Origin of the sequence: Actinomyces massiliensis 4401292 (assembly GCF_000269805.1) — a bacterium.
In the GTDB taxonomy this organism is placed as follows: Bacteria; Actinomycetota; Actinomycetes; order Actinomycetales; family Actinomycetaceae; genus Actinomyces; species Actinomyces massiliensis.
Window position 1 is genome coordinate 69,528 of the sequence record NZ_JH711481.1, and the last position, 20,661, is coordinate 90,188.

The window sequence follows — 20,661 nt, forward strand, 5'->3', positions numbered from 1 at the left end:
TGAACACGGCCCGGTCAGCCGGTCGAGCCCGGCCCAGGTCCCTCACAGCTCGACCGGCCAGGCGGCCTTCTCTCCCCCCCCCGCCTCACAGGTCCTCGACGTCGAGGGGCTTGCGTCGCCGCAACGGCCTGGGGACCCGGCGGTGCGCCAGCAGCGAGCGGCGCCAGCCCGACAGTGCCGTGCCGCCGTGCAGGCCCGCCAGCCCCCTGGCCCGGGCGGCCAGAGTCGGGTCGCTGGCAGCCAGGCGCTCGGCACGACGCCGCTCCCGGTCCCCCGCCACCGGCAGGCGCCATGACCGCCAGTACGCCATCAGGCAGGTCCCGGAACCGACCACTGTGGCCGCCAGCAGCGCATACGCCTCCGGCAGGCCGACGCGGACGACGGCGACCGCCGTGCCCGCGGCGCACAGGGCGGGAACGGCGTAGAGCTTGTTGCCGCCGAACACGGCCGGGGTCTCCCCCACGGACACGTCGCGGATCATGGAGCCGCCCACCGCCGTCAGGCATCCGAGCAGGAGCGCGGGCATAACGCCCAGACCGTTGCTCAGAGCCTTGGAGGCGCCGGTGGCGGCCCAGGTGCCCAGAACCACGGAGTCGGCGACGACGAGGAAGCGACCGGCGAACCGGGAGGTGAAGGGCACCCACCAGGCGATCACGGCACCGGCGCAGGCGGTGTAGAGGTAGTACGGGTCGGTCAGCGCGAAGGGCGGTCCGGCCTGGATCATGACGTCGCGCAGGACGCCGCCGGCCGTCGCGGTGAGCATGGCCAGGACGATGAAGCCCACCAGGTCGAAGTTCTTGCGCCGGGCGATCAGCCCGCCGAGGATGCCGTTGAGGAGCACGCCGGACAGGTCGAGGACGCGGAAGGTCTCCGGCAGCGTTTCCGGAACCGTGAGCTGGGCGGGGAACACGCCGACACCTTACGATGCGCCCAGGGTCCGACACGGCGTCCGACACGGCAGCGGCGCCGCGGGTCGGCCGTCGCGGAGAGTCGGCCGGCGGCACGAGTCGGCCGTCACAGGGAGTCGGCCGTCACGGGCATGGGCCGGCATTGAGGCTGGACCCGGTGAACCATCGTCGACCAGACTCGTGGCGTGCCCGCCCCCCGCTACGCCCCGCCCAAGGACCTGAGCGCCTACGCCTGGCTGTCCATCGGCGCAGCGGTGACGACCATCGCCCTGAAGGCCTTCGCGGCCTGGATCACCGGCTCGGTCGGCCTGCTCTCCGACGCCGCCGAGTCGGTGGTGAATCTGGTGGCCGCCGTGGTGGCGCTCATCGTCCTGAAGATCTCGATCAAGCCGGCCGACGACGACCACCAGTTCGGCCATTCCAAGGCCGAGTACTTCTCAGCCATCGTCGAGGGCGTCATGATCTTCGTGGCCGCCGCCGTCATCATCATCTCCGCGATCGGGCGACTGATAGAGCCCGTCATGCCCGAGCAGCTGAATGTGGGGCTGCTCATCTCCGTGGGGGCCTCCGCGGTCAACGGCGGCGCCGCCTGGTTCCTGCACCGGGTGGGCACACGCGAACGCTCGGCGACCCTGGTGGCCGACGCCAAGCACCTGGCCACCGACGTCGTCACCTCCGCCGCGGTCCTGGTGGGCGTGGGTCTCGTGGCGGTCTTCGACTCGCCCGTGCTCGACGCGATCGTCGCCCTGGGCGCGGGCATGAACATCATGTGGACGGGGTTCAAGCTCGTCAGCGAATCCGTGGCCGGCCTCATGGACGTGGCCCCCAGCCAGGAGGCCCAGGCCCGGATAGAGGCGGTGCTGGCCCGGTACCGTCTTGACGGGCGGATCGGCTTCCACGCGGTGAGGGTGCGCGAGGCGGGGAATCGGCGCTTCGCGGACATGCACGTGCTCGTGCCGGGCGCCTGGAGCGTGAAAGAGGGGCACGACTTCACCGAGCGCGTGATCGATGAACTCGTCGCGGTGGACCCGAACCTGCGGGTGTCGGCCCACCTCGAGCCGATTGAGGATCCCAAGAGCTACGAGGACGTCGAAGACGTCTAAGGCCACCGAGATCGGTCGCACTCCGCACCGAGATCGGTCCACTTCCGGCTCGAGATCGGTCGTAACCCGTGTCGAGATCGGTCGCACTGCTGCAGATCTGCTGCTCGCCGACGGCTCCGAGGCGCGGCATGTGGCCTTCACCCCCGAGCTCGTCGTGCGCGCCTCGACGTCAGATCGGTCGGGCTGAATCGGACCGATCTCGAGCCGGAACCGGACCGATCTCGACGCGGGGCGTGGTGGGTGTGGGGATCTTCGGTGTTGCACATGGGAGGCTGCTACCTTTGTGGGCTGGGAGCTGGTTTTTGCCGGGATTATGGGCTTTTCCGGTGATCATTGTGCGTGGCGGTCGAGCTCCCATGTGCGGTGAGGGGTTTGCGCACATGGGAGCGGAATCGTAGTCGCTACTGGAGTTGCTGTTTCGCATGATTCCGCGGTTTCTGCTGACGCGGGGCGCGCGCGAATGTGCAACACCCACCACCTCGGCATGTGCGGGCATCGGCAGGACCGACTCGCGGCGGTGCGGCCCGACTTATACGGCCTCCACCCCCGAGAACCACCCCGCACCGGAGTGTGACCGATCTCGACGCGGGTTACGACCGACCTCGAGCCGGAAGTGGACCGATCTCGCGAGAGTTCGCCCGCCCGCCTGCCGGCCCTCACCCCTCAGCCGCGGTCCATGAGGCGGCGCAGCGGGCCGTCAACGCTCATGAGCTCGTCGGGCGCACCATCCTGGACCACTCTCCCGCCGTCGAGCACGACGACGCGGTCGGCCTGCCCCACATGCGCGAGCCGGTGGGTGATCTCGATGATCGTGCACCCGCGCGCCCACCGGCGCACCGAGGCGCGCACGGCGTCGTCGAGTCCGGGATCGAGGTGACTGGTGAACTCGTCGAGGATCAGCACGCCCGGGCGGGCGAGCAGGGCGCGAGCCAGCGCCAGGCGCTGGCGCTGACCGCCGGAGACCGACGCCCCCCGCTCCCCGATGAGCGTGTCGTATCCGGAGCCCATCGCCATGATGTCGTCGTGGATGCAGGCCGCGCGGCAGGCGCCGATCACCTCCTCGTCACTGGCATCGGGGCGGGCGAGCCGGACGTTGTCGGCCACTGAGCCCCGGAACAGGTGCGCCCGCTGGGATACCAGTGCGACCTCGCGCCGCAGCGAGTCCCCGGTCAGTTCGGCCACATCCACGTCGTCTACCAGCACCCGCCCGTACTGCGGGACGTCGGTGCGCACCGCCAGTCCCGCCAGGGTCGTCTTCCCCGACCCGGAAACGCCCACCAGGCACGTCCACTCCCCTTCGGCGGCACGCAGACTCACTCCGTGCAGCGCGGCCGCCCTCGCCCCGGGATAGGTGTAGACGACGTCCTCCCAGATGACGTCGTGGGCGGGGCGCGCCAGAAGCTCCCGATCGCCGTCGGGGACTTCGACGGGGGCGTCGATCAGTTCGTAGACCCGCTCCGCCGCGGCGAAGGAGGCGCTCAGAGCACCGGCGAGCTCCTCGACCGCCCGCACGGTCTCGGCCAGGCGGATGAGCGCCGCCACGGCGGCCGCGAGCGCGGCGGCACCGATCGCCCCGGACTGCACCTCGCGCGCGCCGACGGCGAGCACGGCGAGCGGCCCGGCCAGGACGAGCAGCGCGACGGCGCCGCGGCGCACCGCGGCCCAGCGGGCGGCGGGCCGCCCCGCTCGAGCGACGTCGTCGTCCAGGGCGGCCATCTCGGCCAGGCGCTCTGCGGTGCGGCCGTAGCCGACGATTTCGCTCAGGCCCTGGACGGAGTCGGTCAGGTGCTGGGTCAGCGCCGCCCGAGCGGTGGCCGTGCGACGTGCGGAGGTCAGGCCGCGGCGTCGGCCGAGCAGGGGCGCGATCGCCAGAGCGCCCAGCAGGAAGGGCAGGGCAACCGCCGCCAGGGTCCAGGAGACCCGGACCCCGATGGCGACCAGCACGGCGGTCGGCACGACGACGGCCGAGACCGTGGGAGCGAAGGTGTGAGCGAAGAAGACCTCGATACGGTCCACGTCCTTGGTGGCGCGGGCCAGCAGGTCCCCGGAGCGGGAGGTGGCGCTCACGCGCGGGGAGCGCGGGATGAGGGCGCGGAAGATCTCGCCGCGCAGCAGCTCCAGGGCCTTGAAGGCGACGAAGTGCCCCATGAACTGCTCACCGTATCGCAGCGCCGCCTTGGCCAGACTCATGGCCGCCATGGCGCCGACCACGGGCCACGGCGAGGGGACGGGGGCTCCGGAGGCCAGTGCCGATCCGGTGGCGACGACGGCGTGGGCGCCCAGGGCGAAGAGCCCGACGCCCAGCAGGAGGTCGGTGATGCGGCACAGGGTGGAGCCGAGCAGCGGTTTCAGGACGGGACGGGTGACCCGCAGCAGCCAGGCGACGAGCACCAGTCGGCTCGGGGTGGAGCCGTGGACGCCCACCCGCCCCGAGTTCTCTTGAGGCTCAGAGTTCTCAGGGTTCTCAGGGTGCTCCGGGCCGGTGGGGCGGAGCACGGAGCCGTCGCGGACTCCAGCGGGTTCAGGCGTTGTCGCAGTAGTCACGGCTCAGACCTCCTTCTCGGTCACGGGGTCCGGGCCACTCCCGGCAAGCGCAGAGCCCGGGCCGCCCCCGGCAGGCGCAGAGTCCGGGCCACTCCCGGCAGGCGCAGAGTCCGGGCACACCGGGTCGGCTGAGCCCACAGCCTCCGGCGAACCGCTCGGGCCGCCCGCGCCGTCCGGGCTCGCAGGGCTCTCCGGGCCCACGGGGCTCTCCGAACTCGCGGGACTCGCAGGACTCTCGGGGCTCACAGGATCCACCCCGCCGTCGGCGACGCGCACGACCCGGTCCGCAGTCGTGAGCGCACCCGCACGATGGGAGACGGTCAGCACGGTGCGCCCTTGCGCGAGCCGGTCGATGGCCTCGACGATCTGGGCCTCGGAGTCGAGGTCGACCTGGCTGGTGGGCTCATCGAGGATGAGCAGGGGGCGGTCGGCGAGGAAGGCGCGGGCCAGGGAGACGCGCTGAGCCTGTCCGCCGGACAGCCCCAGCCCCTGCTCCCCCAGGCGCGTCCTCAGGCCGTCGGGCATGCGGCGGACCTCGTCGTCGAGGTTGGCGGCCTCCAGGGCGCGCCACAGGCGCGCATCGTCGGCATCGGGGTCGGCCAGGCGGAGGTTGTCGGCGATGGTGCCGGTGAACAGCCAGGTCGTCTGGGCGACGACGGCGCTGGCGGCGCGGACGGCGTCCTGCGTGCCCGCGGTCGAGGCGGTGCCGACCACGCGCACCGTGCCTGCGGCGGGGAGCAGGTCGCCGCCGGCCAGCGCGACGAGCGTGGACTTGCCCGCCCCGGAGCGCCCGACGACGGCGACGTGCTCGCCGGCCTCCACAGTGAGGTCGACGCCGGTCAGGACGGTCTTGGGAGCGCCGGCCGGCCCAGCTCCGCCATGGGCCGGCCCGGCCGCCCCGTGCATACCGCCATGAGCCGGCCCGGCCGACCCGTGTGCAACCGCTCCGCCCCGCCCGGCGCCCGCCCAGGAGGCCGTCACCCCTCGCAGGGTCAGCGCGGGCCCGCCGCCGTCGGCGCTCTCGGGCACCACCGGCAGCCCGTCGTCGGGAGCGGCGCCGCCGGGACGCTCGACGGCCAGCAGGCGACGCATGGCCCGCTGGTTGGCCATGCCCCCCATACCCACGTAGAAGAAGGCGCCCACGTGGTCCAGGGGCTCGAGGAGCACATAGCTCACCAGGGCGATGGCGAGGGCGTCGCCCACTGCGATGGCGCCCGAGGCCAGGCGCCCCAGGGCCATGCCGACGGCGGCGGTGACGAAGAACAGGGAGAACAGGCAGTCGGTGACGAGGATGACGAGCTGGTTGCCGGCCAGCAGCCCCATGACTGCGCGACGGTTGTCCTCGCCCGCGCGGCGCAGGTCGGCGGCGCGGCGGCGGGCGGCCCGGGCGAGGGTGAGGGTGGTCAGCCCCTGGATGGCGTCGAGGTACTCGGCGGCGAGCCTGAAGCGCTGGGCGCGCGATTTCGCCGACGATCTGCGGACCTTGGAGTGAAGCCCGATGATGGCGCCGGGCACGAGGACGACGGCGATCATGAGCACGGCGGCGGGCACCCAGTCGACCGTGGCGGCGAGCAGCACCAGGACGAGCGCCGGGGACAGGCAGGCGGCGACGGTGGGGGCCAGGAAGGTCTGGCGGTACAGCGCGACGCGCTCCGCGCCGTCGGTCAGCAGGGACACGCTCGCCCCGGAGCGGGACTCCGCAGAGCGGGCGGGGCCGAGGGCGAAGAGGTGGCCGAGCAGGCGGGTGCGAATCGCGCCCTCCTGCTCGGCGGCGCTGGAGCGGGCGATCGCCTCGACCATGAGCTGGCCCGCACAGGCGAGGACGGCGGACGCGGCTGCCATCGCGAGGTGAGGGCGCCAGGCCCCGCCCTCGACGCCGGGCAGAAGCGCGCCGAGGCCGCGGCCGAGGCTGATGAGCGCCCAGCCCTGGGCGAGTCCGGAGGCCAGGGCGAGGATGAAGGACAGGACATTGGCGCGCAGCCCGGCGGAGGTGCCGACGGGGATGCTCGGCTCCGCCGCCCCGCCGCGCCGTGCAGAGGGGTGGTGACCGTGCCGGGCCGGGGGATGAGCGGTCTCCGGCGTCATGGGACCTCCTGGATGGTGAGCCGCGGGAACTCGTGAGACTCGTCAGACTCACAAGATAGGCATACCTAACCTTGTAAGCAGAGATCGTACGACATGACGCCGCGTCCGCAAAGGCGGTCCGACCCCTGATACGCACCTCTGATACGCGTCGCACTGCGGCTGCGCCGCCCCGGGTCCCAACGGGGCGGCGCAGCCGCATGCCGACCCGGCTCGCGCAAGCGAGAATCGCGCCATCGGCAGACCCAGACCTTTCGTAAATGCGCCCCCAACAGCGAGAAGCGCGGTCGAAAGACTGGGCGATTTCATTCAACATTACAGACGTAAATATGTATTATTTGGGCGCCTGAGAGGCTTCGGCCTCAAGGTGCGCGAAAGCCCCCCGGAGGAGGCCGGGGGGGCTGAAGAAGAGAAGGGAGCCGAGATGATGCTCGAGATCATCAAGGTCCTGATCGCTCTTCCGCCTTCTATGGTAGCAGCAGTCATGCTGTACCACCTGGTGCGCCCCGGCAAGGGCAAGCACCGGGAGAAGGACCGACAGTAAGGACAAGGGCTGAGCGATCGCCCTGCCCCGAACACTCGGGGCAGGGCCTCTTCCCCATCCGCATCAGCCCACGAGAGAGGAACCGTGAAGAGCAGGAGCAAAGATAACGCCGTCACCCTTGTCCTGACCTGCGGCACGGCCTTTACGGCTGGCTGCGCACTGGCCGGGGGCTCGCCCTGGTTCGCCTGGGCCATGACCTCCATGTGCGCCTTGGATGCGGCCGGACTCGCCGCCCACCTGGTCGCCCTCCGACGCCGCGCACGCCATGAATGAGCCGCCCCGCTACCTGGGCCTGTCCGGCCTGGCCGAGCGAGCCGGCATCACTACGGGCACCGCTCGCCGCTACTCCACGGAGGACAGACTGCCCACTCCGGACGTGATCATCGGCAACGGCCCCAGAGCCGTGCGCGGCTGGAGTCGCCGAACCGTGGACGACTGGCTCGCCCGCCGTCCCGGACGGGGCGCCCGTACCGACAGGCGCGCCTGAACCACCCGCGCCCGCGACCACGGGCATGCACCGGATGTCCGCCATGTAACACGAGAGCAGCGCACACCTACGACATGACGCCGCGTCCGCAAAGGCGGTCCGGCCTCTGATACGCGCCCCTGATACGCACCTCCGATGCGCGTCGCACTGCGGCTGCGCCGCCCCGGGTCCCAACGGGGCGGCGCAGCCGCCTCACACCGCCGGACCGGGCTTCGGGCGCCCGGCCCCCTCACGTGTCACGGCCGCCAGATGAGCCATGACACCGCCGATGAACGCATCGCCCAGGCCTATGGTCGTGGGCGTCGAGGCCCGCACCTCGTAGCTGGGAGCAATCAGCACGCCGGCCCGCCGCACGGCCGGAGCTCCGGCCAGCGCGACTCCGATCGCCTCACGCGGCGAGGCGGCGATGGCGCTGTGCTCCGCACGGCCGTAACGGTCGCCGCAGGCGAAGCGCGTAGACGCCATGACGCACCCGGCCTGCGCGGCATCGCGGTACAGAGCCGCCTCAGCACCGATGCAGGCGGCGTACCGGCTCGTATGGACCATGACCGTCGGCGTCCCGAGGATCTCCAGGAGTCCCTCCATCATGGCCACGACCTCCCGCGGGTCCGCCAGGTCCGTCTCCCGCCCCAGGTAGTGCCGGGCCTCATCCTCGTTGAGCGAGTGGACGCCGGCCAATGACGGCACGACCTCCAGCACGACCGCCCGCATGGCCTCATCGTGAAAACCGGCGTCCTCGTAGACCACCGGCGTCCCGCGCGGCACGCCGCGGAGCATGTCGGCCAGCTCCGCGAGTCTGACGCGCAGCTCATCGACCGACTTCATCGTGTTGAAGCCCGACACCAGGACCGCCGGCGCCTCCCGGAGGGCCGCGGGAAGGTCCCGGCTGAGCACCATGTGCTCATTCGGCTCGTCATTGACCAGGATGACGCGGTTGGGCCGCGCGGCCACGACCATCCCATCGACCAGCCGCACCACCGCGCCGCGCGGATACTGAACGATGACGTGCGGATCCAGCGAGTCCCCCTCGGCGCTGCACAGCCACGCCACCCCCTCGGGCAGGCGCTCGCGCACCTCATCGCTGATGGACACCAGGTGGACCATGGATTCGACGCCGAGCCGGTCCATGGCGAGCGCGGCCCGCACGCATGTGCCCCCCAGCGTCACCCGATGGTCGAAGCGGGAGTCGAAGGCGAGCAGCTGCGCCTTGTCCGCCACATAGCACTCGCAGCCGCGGGCCCAGCGCATCGACCGCAGGATCGCCAGCGCAATACCGCGCTCATCGACGACGCTCGAGGGCGGATCGTCCTCGACCTCGGCGAGATGAATCCCGTATCCATCGACGAGCCGCTGGAATGCCGCAGCGTCCCAGTCCAGCTCATGATCGACCGTCCCGCCGAGCCCGAGAACGATCCGCCCCGTCATGTCAGCCCTTCCCGCTCAGAAGAGATCGCAGCGACCTCAGAAACCTCGAGAACCGCGGAGACCTCAGAAGAGGTCGGCCTTGCCCGCCGACTCGAACAGATCGATCTTCTGCGCCGCGCACTGGCGCATGGCCTCCTCGCACGGGGGCTCGATGACGTTGGGCTCGCGCAGGTGGACGTCCTCAAGCACCTCGCGCATGCGCAGGAAGTAGGCCGCCTTGATGTCGGAGGAGATGTTGATCTTGTTGATCCCGCCGCGGACGGCGCCGGCGATCTCCTTGTCCGAGTTGTTCGACCCGCCGTGCAGGACCAGGGGGATCCCCAGGCGCTCCTTGATCTGGGCCAGCAGGTCGAGACGCAGCTCCGGCTTGACCTCGGAGGGGTAGAGCCCGTGGCGCGTCCCGATGGCGATGGCCAGCGAGTCCGCCCCGGTGGCCTCGATGAACCGCGCGGCGTCATCGGGGTCGGTGTACAGGATCTCCTCCGAGCCGGTCTCCCCGTACTTGTCCGAGACCCCGATCGTCCCCAGTTCCGCCTCCACGGAGACTCCCACGGCGTGAGCCGCCTGGACCACGCGCGAGGTCTCCGCGATGTTCTCCTCGAAGGGGGCGAACGACTTGTCAATCATCACGGAGGTGAAGCCGCTCTGGATCGCCAGCAGCACCTGCCCGTAGGTGGCGCCGTGATCCAGGTGGATCGCCGTGGGCACCGTGGACTTGCGCGCAATCAGGATCATGGAGGCCAGCATCTCCGGGCGGATGTGGCTCAGCTCGTCGGGGTGGATCGCGATGATGTGCGGGGAGCGCTTCTCCTCGCAGACGTCCACGACGGCGCGGAGCATCGAATAGCTCGAGATGTTGAAGGCCGGCACCGCGAAACGGTATTCGTGGGCGACGGCGAGGATGTCATTTCCGGTGGTCAGCATATGTAGTCTACCTTTCTATCTGCATTTCTCCTGCGCACTTCTGCGCATATCACTCTGTGTGCACCTCGTGTGCACCTGCGCTTATCCGGGCCCACCTCTATGCGGATCTCCGCCTGGATCTCCGCCTGGATCTCCAGATGCGCCCGCATCCGCGCACCTATTCCCGTCTATTCACGCATAATTCATTCCTACTTCATTTCCATTAATTTCTAATTCACTCCCATTCATGCACCTCGCCCAAATCAGCTCTTGACGGATCCGGCCGTCATGCCGCCGATGAAATAGCGCTGGAAGAAGATGAAGAGGAAAATGACCGGAATAGAGCCGAGGACGGACATCGCCATCATCTCGTTCCACTCATAGGAGTGCTGCCCCATGAGCAGCTGAATCCCGATCGGGACCGTGCGCATGCTGTTCGTCCTGGTGAGGGTGAGGGCGAACAGGTACTCGTTCCACGCGATCATGAACGTGTAGATGCCCACCGAGACCACTCCGGGAACGGAGATCGGCACCAGGACCCTCCACAGGGCGCCGAACGATGACGTCCCATCGACCTTGGCCGCCTCATCGAGCTCGCGCGGGAGCGTATTGAAGTAACCGGTCAGCATGATGATCGCGTAGGGAAGGGTGAACACCATGTAGGTTAGGATCAGGCCCTGATAGGTGTTGTACAGCTTGAGCCCCACCATCAGCCCGAAGAAGGGGATCAGCAGGGTGATCGGGGGAACCGCCTGCACCGAGATGACGATGACGTTGATCAGCCGCTTGCCCGGGAAGTCGAATCGACTGAACGCATAGGCCGCCAGAATGGCGACGATGAGAGTCAGCGCGGTGACGGACAGCGCCACGAAGTAGCTGTTGATGAAGAACCTCATCTTGCCCGAGTCGTGGAAGATCGAGACGTAGGCCGCGAAGGAGGAGCCCTCCTCAATGATCCTGGGCGGACTCGAGAAGATCTTCGAATTCGGCTTGAATGAGGATACGAGCATCCACAGCACAGGGAACGCGGCGAATGCGCTGCCGAGCAGCAGCCCGATCCATACCCCGATCCGGCGCACCAGCCGGCGTCGTTGCTTCGAGGTCATGTCAATCCCTCGCCTTCTGGCTGCGGACGTAGAAGAACGCCAGGATCATCGACAGCAGCAGGACGATCACCGCGCTCGCCGACGCCCCCGAGAAGTCGTATTCGGAGAAGGCGAGCTTGTAGGTGAACGTCGAGAGCATCTCGGTGGCGCTGAGCGGGCCGCCGCCGGTCGTCATCCAGATCAGCGCGAACTGCTGGGACGTCCAGATGAGATCCAGCAGCGCCATGGAGACGATGATCGGCCGCAGCTGGGGAATGGTGATGGACCAGAACCTGCGGATCGGCCCGGCGCCGTCGACCTCGGCGGCCTCGTAGAGGTCGCGCGGAATGCCCTGCAGGCCCGCGAGGATCGAGATCATGAAGAACGGGTACCCGGACCAGATGTTGATGCAGGTGACCACCACCAGTGCCGAGCCCGGATCGGCGAGCCATTCGTGCTGGCTCGAGACCAGCCCGATACCGGACAGGATCGCGTTGACGATCCCATTGGGGTTGAGCAGCAGGCGCCACAGGATCGCCACGATGGCGATCGTCAGCAGCCAGGGAAGCACGAACAGCGTGCGGAAGATCGTCTTGGTGATGCGCGAGACCGATTCGGAGTTCAGCAGCATGGCGAAGCCGAGGCCGATCAGCATGTGCGCCACCACGCTCACCGAGACGAACCAGAACGTATTCGACAGCGCGTTGCGGAAATCCGCCCCCGTGAGAATCTCGATGTAGTTGTGCAGCCCGATGAAATGAGACGTACGGGCGGTGATGGCGCCGTCCCTGAGGGAGTAGCCGATGACCATGACGATCGGCACGACCATGAGGACGACGAGCAGGACGAGCGTGGGAAGAAGGTAGGCGTAGGGCACCAGGGCCCGCCCGACGCGATCAGCGCGGGCGGACCGCCCGGGGCGCCCTGAGGGCTCTGAGAGCTCCTGACGCTGCGCCCCGCGTTCGGACTCAGAACTCCGCATCCCAGGCATCCTGAGCGTTGGAGAGCATCGTGTCGACGTCGATCTCGCCACTGAGGTAGTTCTGGAACTGCTCGTCGAACTTGCGCATGAGGGTCTCCGAGACCGGCAGCCCGGTGAACTCGTTGGCGGGGGTGCCCGATCCCCAGATCTCGAAGGCCTTCTTGAACATCTCGTCGTTGTTGACGAAATCGGGCGTCGCATTGCTGTTGCCCGGGAAGGCCTTGGCGTCGTTGGCGAGTTCGGCGTTGATGTCGGCGCCCATGAGGAAGGCCACGAGCTTCCACGCCGCGGAGGTGTGCTCCGTCGTCCCCGACACGCCGATCCCCCACGAGGCGTAGGGCATGCCGCGCTGGCCGGTGTATCCGCTCTGGGCGGGGATCGCGGCGATGTCGAAGGTGAGATCGGGATTGCCCTCGCGGATCGTGTTCACGTGCGCCAGGGAGTCGATCACCAGGCCGGTGCGGGCATTGGTGAAGTCCTCGACCTTGTCCTGCTCCTTCATGGTGAAGGCGCCCGGGGAGACGACGCCGTCGTCCCACAGCTTCTTGATGAACTCCGAGGCGCTCTTGACGTCGGCATTGCCCTTCAGATTCGGCTTGCCGTCGGCGGTCAGCATCGACCCGCCCGAGGCCCAGACCCAGGACATGACGTCGTTCTGGATCCCGTTGGGCGCCTCGAGCGACAGGGGCAGCGCCCAGCCTGAGACGTCTCCCCCGGTGACGGCCTTCGCGGCCGCGGCGAACTCCTCGCGGGTGGAGGGGATCTGGGAGATGCCGGCCTTGGTCAGCAGGTTGGTGTTGGCGAACATCGGGTACACGAAGTTCACCACCGGAATCATGTAGGTCGCACCCTGGTACGTGATCTGGCTGGCCAGCTCGGAGTCGTCGTAGCCCTCCTGGCTCATCAGCGCAGTCAGGTCCGCGATCGCCCCCTGCTTGGCGAAGTCGTTGACCCAGGCACCGTCGATGCCGACGACGTCCGGCATGGTGCCCGCAGCGGCGCCCGCCACGAGCTGCTCCTTGGTCGAGGCGTAGGGCCCCGACAGCAGCTCGACCTTGATGCCGGGGTTCTGCTCCTCGAACTTGTCCATCAGGGCGCGGAACGTGCCATCCGGGAGCTCCGGCTCCCACCACTGGGCGAACTCGAGCGTGACCTCTCCGTCCGCACCGCCTCCCGATCCGCTGCAGCCCGCGAGCCCCATTGCCGCCATGGCGGTCATGGCAGCAGCGAGCTGCCCAAATTCACGTCGACGCATCGTCACTCCATCATCGTTGATCCGAGTCGCGGCATAGTGCGCTTCTTTGCTGGAACCTGCCGCCGAGGAGGACAGTAGCGCGACTTCTTGCGTTTGTCGACTGCGGTTTTCGTAAAGCAGTCGCAACGACCGGCACATACATGCATTCATCCGCTACGCTGCTCCCATGAGCGATGCATCCCGCCTACCGGCCGGCCGCAAGGCCGACGTCGCCAAATACGTCGCGGGGCACGGGCAGGTCACGGTCGCGGCCCTCGCCGAGCACTTCGCCGTCTCCCCCGACACCATCCGCCGCGACCTGGACCAGCTCGACTCCGAGGGGGTCATCATCCGCACCCACGGGGGCGCCATGTCCAACTCGGCGATCCCCTGGCACGACACGGGACTCGAGGATCGCTCGCGGCTCCAGCCCGACCAGAAGGAGCAGATCGGCCTGACGGCCGCCCGACTCGTCGCGGACGGGAACGTGCTCTTCATCAACGGCGGGACGACGACCCTCGCCCTCGTGCGGCACCTGAGCAGCCGGCGCGAACTCATCATCGCCACCAACTCGCTGCGCGTGCCCGCGGAGATCAATGCCGAGGCCTGCCGGGATCTGTACGTCATCGGCGGGCACGTCCGGGTATCCGGTCAAGTGACGGTGGGCCCCGTGGTCTTCGCCAGCTCCGTGTCCGGGGTCGAGACGGACATCCGCGTCGATCTAGCCCTCCTGGGGGTCGGCGCCGTCGACGCCGGGGGCATCTCGACGTCCAACCTGGATGAGGCGGCCATGCTCGCGCAGATGGCCTCCCGCGCCAGGCGAGTCGCCATCCTCGCCGACTCCACCAAGCTCGACCGCCGTCTGTTCGCGACGATCGGGACGCTCGAGATCGCCGACTACCTCATCACCAGCACAGTTCCCAAAGGCGCACTGGGCAAGGCCCTCGCGGACAACTCCGTCAAGGTCCTGACGCCCGGCGCCGCGAATCGCGACAAGCACCGAGTCAAGGAGGACTCATGACCAGTACTGCGACCCGCCCGCTCTTCGACGCCGAGGCCCGCCGGCTCCTGCGCTTCGGGAAGCGCTCGCGAGTCCTGGGAGGATTCGGCTGGCTCGCCGACGACGGCTCCGTGGACGCCTCCCGCGGAATCCAGCTGTGGATCACCGGGAGGATGACCCACTGCTTCGCGCTGGGGCACCTGCTCAGGGAGGCCGGAGGTCCCGAAGGCCCTGAAAGCACAGGAGGCCCTGAGAGCCCTGAGAGCCCAGACTGCCTCGCCCTCGCGGAGCACGGCGTCGCCGCCCTGCTCGACGGGCCGCTGCACGACCGGGAGGCCGGGGCGTGGAGGTCGCGGGTCGCCCTGGAGGGGGCGCCCGTGGCGGGACCGCTCGTCTCCTACGACCACAGCTTCGTCATCCTGGCCGCCGCATCCGCTCTCCTGGCCCAGGTGCCGCGCGCCGGCGAGCTGCTGGAGGCGGGACTGGAGGCCTTCGAGCGCCTGTGGTGGGACGACGACGCCGGGATGGTCGTCGATTCCCGCTCGCCCGAGACGCTGGAGGTGGACCCCTACCGGGGCGCGAACGCGAACATGCACACGGTGGAGGCGCTGCTGGGCGCGTACGCCGCCACCGGGCACAGGCTCCACCTCGAGCGCGCGCTGCACATCACCTCGCGCATCTGCAAGCAGTTCGAGGCGCACGACTTCCGCCTCCCCGAGCACTACGACGAGTCCTGGTCGCCGCTGCTGGAGTACAACCGGGAGCTCCCCGCCGACGCCTTCCGCCCGTTCGGATCCACGATCGGGCACTGGCTGGAGTGGTCGCGGCTCATGGTGGAGGTACGCACCGCCTGCGCCCGGGAGGGCCTGGACCACCCCGACGGGCTGGAGATCATCCCGCAGCACATGTATCGCAAGGCGCTGCTGGAGGGCTGGGGCCCGGACGGGCAGCCGGGATTCGTCTACACGGTGGACTTCGACGGCCGCCCCGTGGTCGGCCAGCGCATGTACTGGGTTCTGTGCGAGGCGATCGGCGCCGCGGAGACTCTTCGGGAGAGCACGGGCGATACCTCCTACGACCTCGACGTCGACATGTTCGCGGCCTGGGCTCGCACCTACCTCATCGAGAGGCCGGGCGAGTGGCGCGAGGAGCTCGACTCGCAGAACCGCCCCGCGAGCGGGACCTGGTCAGGCAAGCCCGACATCTATCACGCCCTGCAGGCGATGCTGATCGGAACGCTTCCGGTGGCGCCGTCGTTCGCCGACGGCATCCTGCGTCGCACGGGAGCGCGCCAGTAGGGCCAGTAGGGTCCGGGAGAAAGGCGAGAGGACGGAGCGGGCGGGCCGCGCAGACAGCGCGGCCCGCCCGTGCATCTGCGCTGGATCAGCCCATTGAGCAGCGTGCCGCAGCCCCACCGGCGAGCGCGCTTGATACGTTCACCACCCATATCATGGCAGATTTCATAGGCGACACTCAGCGCGGCTCCTCCCACTGAACAGGCTGCATCGCTGTCATAGTGGAACGGTGGGGCGCCCGCTCCGCTCAATCACTACCGGGAGGATCATATGTCCGCGTCACTGACACGCAGTGCCCGCATCCGTTCCGCCGTCGAAGGGATCAGTGTCCTCCAGATCCTCGTGCTCATCGGCATGACCCTGCTCGTGCTGTTCGGGGTCCTGCTGGGCGGACGCAACTACGTATCCGCCGTCGATACCAACAAGCTGGTCTCGCAGCCGGCGAACGTCATCAACGCCGGCAACTCCAGCAACACAGCCGAGGAGTCCGCTGCGGGCTCCCGCCGGGCCTGAGGTCCTGGACCCGAAAGAGCCGCAAAGCGACCCGAAAGGTCAGAACCTCAGGCACTTGCACCGCCTGCCGCGGATCCCGATGGGATTCGCGGGCGGTTCCATTCGGCCGCCCGGCCGTGTCAGACTCAGCGCATGAATGCAACGAGGCTCTCACAGACAGCGCCGTCTCTCCGTTACCGCCCCGCCTCAGACTCACCGCCTCCGTGGCGGGAACCCGACCATGTCGTCGTCGAGACATGTGTGGAGAATGTCGAGGGCGTTCGAGCCTCGGCACGCGCAGGTGCGGACCGGGCCGAATTGTGCGACAACCTCGCCGCCGGTGGGACGACGCCGTCCATCGGAGCGGTGGAGGCCGCCATTTTCGCCGCCGCCGAGGAGGTCGAGCGTCGTCGCGCGATAGCGGGAGTCCATTGGGCCTCCGGACCGGCGGCGGCGCCCCTGGGCCTGCGCATCATGATCCGTCCGCGCGGCGGGTCCTTCGTCTTCGACGCCGACGAGGTCCGCGCCATGACGGCCGACGTGCGTCGAATCGCCGCCCTCTCGCTGCAGATGAGCGAGTTCACGCGGCCTCAACGGGTCGGCGGAGCCCGGTCCGATCTGCCCCCGGCGGTCGATCTCGGCTTCGTCGTCGGGGCGCTGACCGAGGAGCACACCATCGACCGCGGACTGCTGCGCCTGCTGGTCGACCTCGCCGAGGGCGCGCCCGTGACCTTCAACAAGGCCATCGACATCACCCGCGATCCGATCGAGGCATATGGCGATCTGGGCGAGCTCGGCGTCGACTATGTGCTGTCCTCCGGCGGGGCGAATACCGCCGTCGAGGGCGCCGAGGTGCTGCGCGGCATGGTCGCGGCGAGCCGCGACGGCGGTCCCCGGGTGATCGCGGCCGGCTCGCTGCATCCGGAGACCGTGGCCGAGGTGGTGGAGGCCAGCGGCGTCCGCGAAGTCCACATGCGCTGCTCCGTGCCCGGGGCGACCTGGCAGGAGCCCCAGCGCACCGAGGAGGCCCAGGTGCGCAGCGCCGTCGAGGCGGCTCGCGCCCTGGACCTGTCCTGACGCATCCCGCCCGCCCACCCTTCGCCGAGATCGGTCCGGTTCCGCCGCGAGATCGGTCGTACTTCGCACCGAAATCGGTCCACCTCCGGCTCGAGATCGGTCGCACTCCGCACCGAAATCGGTCCACCTCCGGCTCGAGATCGGTCCTAAGAGGGGCCAATATCAGGAGCGGAGAGCCTGTCCCAGCGGACACAGGTCAAGATGCAGGAGCCCGCTGGGACGGGTTATCGGCACATCGGTAGCAACGTCCCGCACGTGGCTGCGTTTTCCTGACGGGCGATCGCTGCCGAACCATGCGAAGACGGGGACCTGGGCATCATTCACATCGGCCTGATCCGGGTTCGAGCCCAACTGATTCGACGTCGTAAGCGACGCGGGCAGCCGGAACAGCCTGAGAGTGTGCAACGCCGTCGGGCATTGCACGCTCAGGCGCGACTAGTGCCGAGCAGAAGCCCGGAATCATGCGGAAGTATTCCATCGGCAAAAGGCGAAGCATCGCTCCCATGTGCACAGCCCCCTCCCGTGCACATGGGAGCGCGTCGCTCAACCCTGACTATCCGAAGAAAACCTTAGAATCTCAAGGAAAAACGATCTCGCGCCGCGTATGTTCGCGGCTCCCATGTGCAGCCCGCCCATGCCGGCCCGGGGCAGGACGCAAGAGCACGAGAGCGCAGTCATGGCGTTGAAGAGGGAAGCCGCCGAGGACCGCCCTCAACCGGCAACCTCATCGGAACGAGTGCAACAGGGACGGTCAGCGAAGGACAGCCCAGGGATACGTCCCAGCATTGACGGCTGCCCCGTCGAGATGTGGCTTACCTCCGCATGGACCGATCTCGGTGCGGAACCGGACCGAACTCGACGCGGAGTACGACCGATCTCGACGCGGAACTCAACCGATCTCGCGAACGGCGCGGGCCGCCGCGACCAAGTGCCGCAGGCTCGCCTCGGTCTCGGCGTAGGCGCGCGTCTTGAGCCCGCAGTCCGGATTGGCCCACAGCTTCTCGACGCCCAGCGCAGCCACGGCCCGCTCGAGCAGGTCGGTGCACTCCTGGGCGCTGGGCACCCGCGGGGAGTGGATGTCCCACACGCCCGGACCCAGCTGGCGCTCGAAGCCGTGCTCGGCCACGGCGGGCAGAATGTCCATGCGCGAGCGCGAGGCCTCGATGGAGGTCACGTCGGCATCCAGGTGATCGACCGCGTCGATGACGACGTCGAACTCGGAGTAGCACAGGTGGGTGTGGATCTGGGTGGTCGCAGCGGCGCCGCCGGTGGCCAGACGGAACGCGCCCACCGACCACTCCAGGTAGTCGGGCCGGTCGTCCAGGCGCAGCGGCAGGGTCTCGCGGATGGCGGGCTCATCGACCTGCACGACGGGAATTCCGGCGGCCTCCAGGTCGGCGACCTCGGCGCGCAGAGCCAGGCCCAGCTGGTCGGCGACCTGGGCGCGCGGAATGTCGTCGCGCACGAAGGACCAGGCCATGATCGTCACCGGTCCGGTGAGCATGCCCTTCATCGGCTTGTCCGTCAGCGACTGGGCGTAGGAGCTCCAGGCCACCGTCATGGGCTCGGGCCGGGTGATGTCGCCCCACAGGATGGACGGACGGGTGCAGCGCGATCCGTAGGACTGGACCCATCCGTGCTCGGTGGCGGCGAATCCGTCGAGGAGCTCGGCGAAGTACTGGACCATGTCGTTGCGCTCGGCCTCGCCGTGGACCAGCACATCCAGGCCGATCTCCTCCTGGAGGCGCACCACCCGCTTGATCTCGGCGCGCATGGCGTCCTCGTAGGCCTCCGTGCCCAGCTCACCGCGGCGATGAGCGGCGCGAGCCTTGCGGATCTCGGCGGTCTGCGGGAAGGAGCCGATGGTCGTCGTCGGCAGGAGGGGCAGGCCGAGGCGGTCCTTCTGAGCCGCCTTGCGCTCGGCGTAGGGGGCGCGGGTGCGGTCGGCCTGGGTGACGGCCACGACGGCGGCGCGCACCTCCCCGCGGTTCACCCCGGGGTGGGCGGCGCGCTCGGCACGCAGACGGGTGTCCTCGGCGAGTTCGTCGGCGACCGCCTCGCGCCCGTCGGCCAATCCGCGTGCCAGGATCCGGACTTCGGCGACTTTCTGGTCGGCGAAGGCGAGCCAGGAGCGGATGTCGGCGGGCAGGGAGGTCTCGCGCGCGGCGTCGTGCGGGACGTGCTGCAACGAGGTCGAGGTGCCCACGACGACGGGCGTGCCCGCCGGCAGCGCATCGCGCAGGGACTCCAGAGTGCTCAGGGCGGCCTCCAGGTCGGTGCGCCAGATGTTGCGCCCCGACACGACGCCGGCGACGACGGTCTTGCCCGCCAGGGGCTCGAGCTCATCCACCGAGGGAGCCTCTCCGGCCACGAGGTCGAGGGCGATCCCCTCGACTCCGGTGCCGGCCAGGACGGGCAGCGCGTCGCCGAGGGAGCCGTAGCTGCCGGCCACGAGCACCTGGGGGCGCTCGGCGATGGCGGCGATCCAGGTGTAGGCATCGGCGACGGCGGCCAGCACCTCGTCGCGCGGCACATCCCAGGCGTCACTGACCAGCGCGGGCTCGTCGAGCTGAACCCACTCGGCGCCGGCGGCCCACAGGTCGGCCAGAAGGTGCCCGTAGGCGTTGAGCACGTCGTGCAGGCGGTCCAGCGGACGGAAGCCGGCGTCGGCGCCGTCGGCCGCCTTGGCCAGGAGCAGGTAGGTCACAGGGCCGACGACGACGGGCCGCGGGGCCTCTTCACCGGCCCTCAGCGCCTCCAGGACCTGGGCGACCGGACCATCGGTCGGGTCGATCGCTCCGAAGCCGGGGACGTAGCCGATGGGGGTGTCGGCGTCGAGCTCGGGCACGAGGTAGTGGTAGTTGGAGTCGAGCCACTTGGTCATCTCCAGGGCGGCGCGCTCGCCCTCGCCGCGGGCTGCGGTGAAGAAGCCCGACAGGGAGGTGCCCGGGAACTCGCCGGCCTCGGCGTCTGTACCGCCGGCATCGGCGGCATCGGCGGCATCGCCGGCATCAGCGGCATCGCCGGCACTGCCGCGCAGGTCGGCGAAGCGCTCCGGCAGAGCCCCGAAAGCGGTGGTGACCTGAAGGACCTGGTCGTAATAGGTGAAATCCGCGGGGACGGCGGAGGCGCCGGTCAGCCCCAGCCCGCGCAGACGAGCGCGGGTGGCGGCCCGCAGGGCGGCGGCGCGCTCTCGCAGCCCGGAGACGTCCAGGGCGCCCTTCCAGTAGGACTCGACGTCGCGTTTGAGCTCGCGGTCCGGACCGATGCGGGGGTAGCCGAGGATCGTGGCGGCGGGCAGGGGCGCACTGGGGGTCGATGGGGTCGAGGGGAGCGTCATATGCGTTATTTCCTTAGTTTCCTTGGGGTTCTCGTCGGCGGAGATCGGCGGAGATGCAGAGATGCGTTAGGCGACCGCGGCGCGGCCCGAGCATCAGCAGCGTAAGGGCTGAGCGAGCCCGGTGGTGAAGCAGACCCGGGCGCGGCGCGAACGGCGGTCA

Annotated in this window: 17 protein-coding genes; 8 read left to right on the forward strand and 9 right to left on the reverse strand. The window is 69.3% G+C overall.

Annotated elements, in window-relative coordinates; genetic code table 11:
- Positions 1–85 precede the first annotated feature (85 nt).
- On the reverse strand, positions 86–910 hold the full coding sequence (locus tag W5W_RS0100320) for a trimeric intracellular cation channel family protein (protein ID WP_017193876.1): 825 nt from the start codon (positions 908–910) through the stop codon (positions 86–88).
- A 183-nt stretch (positions 911–1,093) separates the two neighbouring features.
- Between W5W_RS0100320 and W5W_RS0100325 the strand changes: the two genes are divergently transcribed.
- A complete protein-coding gene (locus W5W_RS0100325) occupies positions 1,094–2,011 on the forward strand; it encodes a cation diffusion facilitator family transporter (RefSeq protein ID WP_017193877.1) in 918 nt (305 codons plus the stop codon).
- Between the two features lie 663 nt (positions 2,012–2,674).
- Here W5W_RS0100325 and W5W_RS0100330 read toward each other — a convergent pair.
- Positions 2,675–4,435, reverse strand: coding sequence for an amino acid ABC transporter ATP-binding/permease protein (locus W5W_RS0100330; RefSeq protein ID WP_017193878.1), 1,761 nt, complete (start codon positions 4,433–4,435; stop codon positions 2,675–2,677).
- 123 nt (positions 4,436–4,558) lie between these two features.
- Entirely contained in the window at positions 4,559–6,640 is a 2,082-nt protein-coding gene (locus W5W_RS14345) for an ATP-binding cassette domain-containing protein (RefSeq protein ID WP_017193879.1), read from the reverse strand.
- Between the two features lie 364 nt (positions 6,641–7,004).
- Between W5W_RS14345 and W5W_RS16340 the strand changes: the two genes are divergently transcribed.
- The 3 genes from W5W_RS16340 (at position 7,005) to W5W_RS0100345 (ending at position 7,668) form a co-directional block, all read left to right on the forward strand.
- Positions 7,005–7,181, forward strand: coding sequence for a hypothetical protein (locus W5W_RS16340; RefSeq protein ID WP_154650209.1), 177 nt, complete (start codon positions 7,005–7,007; stop codon positions 7,179–7,181).
- An 84-nt stretch (positions 7,182–7,265) separates the two neighbouring features.
- On the forward strand, positions 7,266–7,454 hold the full coding sequence (locus W5W_RS15900; RefSeq protein WP_154650210.1) for a hypothetical protein: 189 nt from the start codon (positions 7,266–7,268) through the stop codon (positions 7,452–7,454).
- Positions 7,447–7,668 carry a helix-turn-helix transcriptional regulator gene (locus W5W_RS0100345; RefSeq protein WP_029573964.1) on the forward strand — a complete coding sequence of 74 codons (222 nt, stop codon included), beginning with the start codon at positions 7,447–7,449 and terminating at the stop codon, positions 7,666–7,668. Before W5W_RS15900 ends, W5W_RS0100345 begins: the two co-directional genes overlap by 8 nt.
- 192 nt (positions 7,669–7,860) lie before the next feature.
- Here W5W_RS0100345 and W5W_RS0100350 read toward each other — a convergent pair whose 3' ends face one another.
- From W5W_RS0100350 to W5W_RS0100370, 5 genes are all read right to left on the reverse strand, one after another.
- Positions 7,861–9,093, reverse strand: coding sequence for an ADP-dependent glucokinase/phosphofructokinase (locus W5W_RS0100350; RefSeq protein ID WP_017193881.1), 1,233 nt, complete (start codon positions 9,091–9,093; stop codon positions 7,861–7,863).
- Positions 9,094–9,156: 63 nt separating this feature from the next.
- Complete coding sequence (locus tag W5W_RS0100355) at positions 9,157–10,017, reverse strand: ketose-bisphosphate aldolase (RefSeq protein WP_017193882.1); 861 nt, start codon at positions 10,015–10,017, stop codon at positions 9,157–9,159.
- A gap of 242 nt (positions 10,018–10,259) precedes the next feature.
- Entirely contained in the window at positions 10,260–11,102 is an 843-nt protein-coding gene (locus W5W_RS0100360; RefSeq protein ID WP_017193883.1) for a carbohydrate ABC transporter permease, read from the reverse strand.
- A gap of 1 nt (position 11,103) precedes the next feature.
- Positions 11,104–12,063 (reverse strand): carbohydrate ABC transporter permease, encoded by a 960-nt coding sequence (locus tag W5W_RS0100365; protein WP_017193884.1) that lies wholly within the window; start codon positions 12,061–12,063, stop codon positions 11,104–11,106.
- On the reverse strand, positions 12,050–13,318 hold the full coding sequence (locus W5W_RS0100370) for an ABC transporter substrate-binding protein (protein ID WP_029573965.1): 1,269 nt from the start codon (positions 13,316–13,318) through the stop codon (positions 12,050–12,052). The genes W5W_RS0100365 and W5W_RS0100370 overlap by 14 nt, the downstream gene beginning before the upstream one ends.
- 166 nt (positions 13,319–13,484) lie before the next feature.
- Between W5W_RS0100370 and W5W_RS0100375 the strand changes: the two genes are divergently transcribed.
- From W5W_RS0100375 to W5W_RS0100390, 4 genes are all read left to right on the forward strand, one after another.
- Positions 13,485–14,318, forward strand: a complete 834-nt coding sequence (locus W5W_RS0100375; RefSeq protein ID WP_017193886.1) for a DeoR/GlpR family DNA-binding transcription regulator — start codon at positions 13,485–13,487, stop codon at positions 14,316–14,318.
- Complete coding sequence (locus W5W_RS0100380) at positions 14,315–15,595, forward strand: AGE family epimerase/isomerase (protein ID WP_017193887.1); 1,281 nt, start codon at positions 14,315–14,317, stop codon at positions 15,593–15,595. The genes W5W_RS0100375 and W5W_RS0100380 overlap by 4 nt, the downstream gene beginning before the upstream one ends.
- A gap of 267 nt (positions 15,596–15,862) precedes the next feature.
- Positions 15,863–16,105: a hypothetical protein gene (locus W5W_RS0100385; RefSeq protein ID WP_008731207.1), complete on the forward strand. Its 243-nt coding sequence runs from the start codon at positions 15,863–15,865 to the stop codon at positions 16,103–16,105.
- A gap of 132 nt (positions 16,106–16,237) precedes the next feature.
- Positions 16,238–17,161: a copper homeostasis protein CutC gene (locus W5W_RS0100390; RefSeq protein ID WP_029573966.1), complete on the forward strand. Its 924-nt coding sequence runs from the start codon at positions 16,238–16,240 to the stop codon at positions 17,159–17,161.
- An 889-nt stretch (positions 17,162–18,050) separates the two neighbouring features.
- On the opposite strand, the gene metE is transcribed toward W5W_RS0100390, so the two are convergent.
- Positions 18,051–20,501 carry a 5-methyltetrahydropteroyltriglutamate--homocysteine S-methyltransferase gene (metE, locus tag W5W_RS0100395; protein WP_017193888.1) on the reverse strand — a complete coding sequence of 817 codons (2,451 nt, stop codon included), beginning with the start codon at positions 20,499–20,501 and terminating at the stop codon, positions 18,051–18,053.
- Positions 20,502–20,661: the final 160 nt, after the last annotated feature.